This is a genomic window from Thalassolituus alkanivorans (genome assembly GCF_020447205.1).
In the GTDB taxonomy this organism is placed as follows: Bacteria; Pseudomonadota; Gammaproteobacteria; order Pseudomonadales; family Oceanobacteraceae; genus Venatoribacter; species Venatoribacter alkanivorans.
In genome coordinates, this window is the sequence record NZ_JAJAEL010000037.1 from 148,300 (window position 1) to 152,751 (window position 4,452).

The 4,452-nt window shown below is 50.3% G+C and carries 7 protein-coding genes; 6 read left to right on the top strand and 1 reads right to left on the bottom strand.

Going from position 1 to position 4,452, the window contains the following annotated elements:
• The first annotated feature begins 159 nt into the window (after positions 1-159).
• From ihfB to galU, 6 genes are all read left to right on the top strand, one after another.
• A complete protein-coding gene (gene ihfB / locus LGT44_RS13610; protein WP_145470233.1) occupies positions 160-453 on the top strand; it encodes an integration host factor subunit beta in 294 nt (97 codons plus the stop codon).
• Between the two features lie 26 nt (positions 454-479).
• Positions 480-761 carry a lipopolysaccharide assembly protein LapA domain-containing protein gene (locus LGT44_RS13615; protein ID WP_145470235.1) on the top strand — a complete coding sequence of 94 codons (282 nt, stop codon included), beginning with the start codon at positions 480-482 and terminating at the stop codon, positions 759-761.
• Positions 762-767: 6 nt separating this feature from the next.
• Positions 768-1,946, top strand: a complete 1,179-nt coding sequence (locus LGT44_RS13620; protein WP_230330836.1) for a hypothetical protein — start codon at positions 768-770, stop codon at positions 1,944-1,946.
• The gene (pyrF, locus tag LGT44_RS13625) at positions 1,943-2,680 is read left to right on the top strand and encodes an orotidine-5'-phosphate decarboxylase (protein ID WP_230330835.1); all 738 of its coding nucleotides are present in this window, start codon (positions 1,943-1,945) and stop codon (positions 2,678-2,680) included. Before LGT44_RS13620 ends, pyrF begins: the two co-directional genes overlap by 4 nt.
• 15 nt (positions 2,681-2,695) lie before the next feature.
• Positions 2,696-3,190, top strand: a complete 495-nt coding sequence (gene rfaH, locus LGT44_RS13630) for a transcription/translation regulatory transformer protein RfaH (RefSeq protein ID WP_230330858.1) — start codon at positions 2,696-2,698, stop codon at positions 3,188-3,190.
• Between the two features lie 175 nt (positions 3,191-3,365).
• A complete protein-coding gene (gene galU / locus LGT44_RS13635) occupies positions 3,366-4,253 on the top strand; it encodes a UTP--glucose-1-phosphate uridylyltransferase GalU (protein WP_230330834.1) in 888 nt (295 codons plus the stop codon).
• Here the strand turns inward: galU and LGT44_RS13640 are convergent.
• The coding region (locus LGT44_RS13640) for a hypothetical protein (RefSeq protein ID WP_230333637.1) at positions 4,240-4,452 on the bottom strand (213 nt) is incomplete at its 5' end. The two genes, galU and LGT44_RS13640, sit on opposite strands and share 14 nt — an antisense overlap.

The window sequence follows — 4,452 nt, forward strand, 5'->3', positions numbered from 1 at the left end:
AGCGCGGATATTGGCTGCTTTATCCCTGTTTGTTACAGATTTTGGTCAAAAGGACGCGGAAAGTGTTGTACAAACAATCAACACTTGCAAAAGGGTTGAGCTAACTGCATGATTTGGCTAGGTTTATTGCCATGCTTCGTTCTCAAGGAGGGAAAAGACATGACAAAATCTGAACTGATAGAAAAAATCGTCAGCCGCCAGCCACAGTTGTCATCGAAAGATGTCGAGCTTGCGGTTAAGACCTTGCTGGATCATATGTCGCAAACGCTGTCATCAGGTGAGCGCATTGAGATTCGTGGTTTCGGCAGTTTTTCGCTGCATTACCGTGCGCCGCGTATGGGGCGTAATCCCAAAACCGGTGAGACCGTCGATCTCAAAGGTAAGTTTGTTCCTCACTTCAAGCCCGGCAAAGAGCTGCGTGACCAGGTGAATGACAGCCCGGAAGACGAGTAAATGTCCCGGTATATGGAGTCGATGCTATGAAAACGCTGAAAGTAGGCCTGAGTGTTGTACTTTTTGTTGTCGTACTGGCCTATACGCTGGCGTTTGCTGCACAAAACAGCCTGCTGGTTGAGTTAAATTTTCTGCTGGGAGCGCCCGTTACTTTACCGGTATCCCTGTGGTTGGGGCTTGTGCTGTTATTAGGAACAATTGCAGGACTTATCAGTGGCGTGGTGATTAATGCCCGTCAGAAGCTGCAGTTACGACAGTTACGAAAAGAGCTTGCTGACACCAAACAACGCCTGAATAAACTGCCGTAGGCACCTATGATGGATTCTGCACTGGTTTATGTGCTGCTGATGCTGGGTGTTGCCATCGGCTGGACCCTGGGTTATCGCTTTGCCCGCCAGGTTAAAAAAGATTCTCCCCCTGACTGGATTCCCAGTGTCGAGTTTTTGCTTGCAGAAGCCAATGATGCTTCGCTTGAGCGGCTTTTAAATATTCCTCAGCTTGATGATGATGCTATCGACCTGTTTCTTAAGCTTGGCCGCTCGTTACGTGAGAAAGGAGAGGTTGACCGGTCAATTCATCTGCATCAGGCGCTCTTCGCCCGTACCGATCTTGCGCGTAATACGCAGATGTTGCTCGAACTGGAGCTGGCTATTGATTACTCCTATGCCGGCTTGCTGGATCGGGCTGAGCGGTTGTTTGTTGAATTGCTGGGTGCGCGTGGCCGTGTGCAGGAGCAGGCGTCGCGTTATCTGGTTGAACTGTATGAAGAAGAGGGTGAGTGGCAGCGGATTTTTGATCTTTATCGGGACAAAAAACTGGCAGGCAACGCCTCGCTGGATAAACGTATTGCCCATGCTGTGTGCGAGCTGGCAGAAGATGCGTCTGCCCGTGGCGACTTTCTCGAAACTCAGCAGTTGTGTCGTCAGGCGCTTAAAATAGACAATCGCTGTGCGCGTGCATTTGTTGTTCAGGGTGATATGGCTTATGGCCAGAAAGAACCGCGGGAAGCAATTCGCTGTTATTTAAAGGCTGTCGATGTAGATAGTCAGGCAATTGTTACTGTGCTGGAAAGAATGGTTGAGTCTTTCCGCCAGGTTGATGATGGTTCTGGCTTGGTTGCTCATCTGGCAAGGCAGTGGCAGGCAACACAGTATGTACCAGCTTTGGTCGCCCGGGCTGAGTGTGATGTAGAAGTTCAGGGCATCAGCCGGGCAATGACGACATTACTCTCGGAGTTGGCGGAGCAACCATCGAATCTGGGTTTTTTTGCCCTGGTTGAATTGGTTGTGCGTCACAGGCAGCAGCTCGACAAGTCGCAGTTGCTGGTTGTGTATGATATTCTGCGCCGCATTGTTGAAAACGAGCCTAAGTTCGTTTGTAAAAATTGTGGTTTTAAGGCCAAGGAATTTCACTGGCGCTGTCCTAGTTGTAAGGATTGGTCGACCATTAATTCTTTTGTGCCGCAGTTGCCAAAAGCGAAGCTCGATTTATGAATAAGCAATCTTTTTCTGCTGAAAATACAGGCTCTTCCTGTACTGTCAGTTCTCCTGTTGTGGTTGCGCTGGATTATCCCGATCAGAAGCAGGCTTTGGCTATGGCAGGCCTGCTGGATCCTGCCCAGTGCCGGGTTAAGGTTGGTAAGGAACTCTTTACTGCAGCGGGCCCGGCAGTTGTTGAATCGCTTCACGGCCTCGGTTTTGACGTGTTTCTTGATCTCAAATTTCACGACATTCCCAATACCTGCGCAAAAGCGGTCGGTGCTGCTGCGGAACTCGGTGTATGGATGGTGAATGTTCATGCTTCCGGTGGCCGGCGTATGATGGAAGCCGCCCGCAATGAGATCGAAAAAAAATCGCATAAGCCTCTGCTGATTGGCGTTACCGTGCTGACGTCGATGGAGCGTGCAGACCTGGCTGATATCGGGTTGGATATCGATCCTCAGGAGCAGGTTGAACGACTGGCAAAATTAACGGAGCAGTCCGGGCTTGATGGTGTTGTCTGTTCTGCGCAGGAGGTTGCTCTTATCCGCGCAGCCTGTGGTCCGGAATTTCTGACGGTCACGCCAGGTATTCGTCCAGAGGGGGCAGAGCAGGGCGATCAGCGCCGGGTGCTGACGCCGCGCCAGGCGCAACTTGCTGGGGTTAACTATATGGTTATCGGTCGGCCAATTACCCAGGCTGCGGATCCTGCTCTGGCTTGTGAGCAGATACTGGCAGGTCTTGACTGAGGCTTCTTGAACAACATGGATGTATCAACACAATGGTATGTTGTTCTGACCAAGCCCCGTCAGGAACAGCGTGCACTGGAACATCTTGAGCAGCAAGGTGCCAGCGCTTTTCTGCCTCTTTTCCAGCGTGAGCATATTACCAAGGGTAAGCGCACACTTCGCGCTGAGCCTTTGTTTCCCGGATATCTCTTTTTACAATCTGGCCCTGCTGATCCCTTGTTGAGTAAGATTCGCTCCACGCTTGGAGCGCGGGGCTTATTGTATTTTGGCACACAGCCAGCCGTTGTCAGCACTTTACTGGTTAATGACTTGCAGCGACGCAGTCTTTGCAACGAAAATGACGCCCTGTATAAAAAGGGCCAGAAAGTCACGCTGCACAGTGGCCCTTTTAAACATTATGAAGCCATCTTTCAGGAATATGATGGTGCAGAAAGAGCCGTTATTTTACTTTCTCTGCTGGGTCAGCAGAGCGAATTGATTGTGGAATTGAGCGAACTGCTGCAGGCCTGAAAAATTGGCCGAATGAAAATTAAGAGTAATGATGCGATATCAGGGACTATTCGCGAATAACCCTCGGGCGGCAGCGTGTCTGAATGCTGGCGGGATAAGCTTTTCCTGCTGATCCGGTATGCTGAATCGCCAGGCACTATTTATTTAAACCAGGAGTGGGTAATCCCGATTTATTATGACAAAGGTCACTAAAGCTGTAATTCCCGTTGCCGGTCTTGGCACCCGCATGCTCCCTGCCAGCAAAGCCATTCCTAAAGAAATGCTGACATTGGCTGATAAGCCGCTGATTCAATATGTGGTTAATGAATGTGCAGCTGCGGGTATTACCGAGATTATTCTGGTAACTCACTCTTCAAAGAATGCGATTGAAAACCACTTTGATACCTCCTTTGAACTGGAGTCGACACTGGAAGCCCGTGTTAAGCGTCAGCTGCTGGATGAAGTGCGTTCTATTACTCCGAGAGGAGTAACCATTATGCATATTCGTCAGGGACAGGCTAAAGGGCTCGGCCATGCGGTGCTCTGCGCCAAACCACTGGTGGGTGACGCGCCTTTTGTCGTGGTGCTACCGGACGTGCTGATTGATGATGCCAGTGCTGATCTGGAAAAGGAAAATCTCGCGGCAATGATCCGTGAATATGAAACAACAGGCGCGAGCCAGATTCTGGTAGAAGCGGTTGCTCAGCAGGACGTGGACAAATACGGCATCGTCGATATTTCAGGGGCTGAACTTAAACCCGGCGAAAGCGCTCCGATTTCGACCATTGTTGAAAAACCGGCGGTTAAAGAAGCGCCATCCAATCTTGCTGTTGTTGGCCGTTATGTATTGCCAGCTAGTATATGGGAAATTCTTGAGCACACAGCTCCTGGTGCCGGGGATGAAATCCAGCTGACCGATGCGATTTTTACCCTGATGAAGCAGGATGCTGTTAATGCGTTCTACATGACCGGTAAATCCCATGATTGTGGCGGCAAGCTGGGCTATATGAAGGCTTTTGTCGAATACAGCATGCGTCATGAAAAAGAGGGCAAAGCCTTCAGTGAGTGGGTTAAAAGTCTGTAATTAGTCGCAATAGATTATAGGAGCGGGCCATGCCCGCGAACCGCTGAAATAAATCGTAGGAGCGGCATTTTGCCGCGATAAATCGCAAAAGCGGACCATGCCTGCTGAAACAAATCGTAGGAGCGGCATTTTGCCGCGATAAATCGCAGGCGGACCATGCCTGCCGTAATAGATCGTAGGAGCGGGCCATGCCCGCGAA

Excerpts from the sequence above, each read along its gene's own strand:
- ihfB (WP_145470233.1), top strand. The coding sequence starts at position 160 with ATGACAAAATCTGAACTGATAGAAAAAATCGTCAGCCGCCAGCCACAG.
- LGT44_RS13615 (WP_145470235.1), top strand. The coding sequence starts at position 480 with ATGAAAACGCTGAAAGTAGGCCTGAGTGTTGTACTTTTTGTTGTCGTA.
- LGT44_RS13620 (WP_230330836.1), top strand. The coding sequence starts at position 768 with ATGATGGATTCTGCACTGGTTTATGTGCTGCTGATGCTGGGTGTTGCC.
- pyrF (WP_230330835.1), top strand. The coding sequence starts at position 1,943 with ATGAATAAGCAATCTTTTTCTGCTGAAAATACAGGCTCTTCCTGTACT.
- rfaH (WP_230330858.1), top strand. The coding sequence starts at position 2,696 with ATGGATGTATCAACACAATGGTATGTTGTTCTGACCAAGCCCCGTCAG.
- galU (WP_230330834.1), top strand. The coding sequence starts at position 3,366 with ATGACAAAGGTCACTAAAGCTGTAATTCCCGTTGCCGGTCTTGGCACC.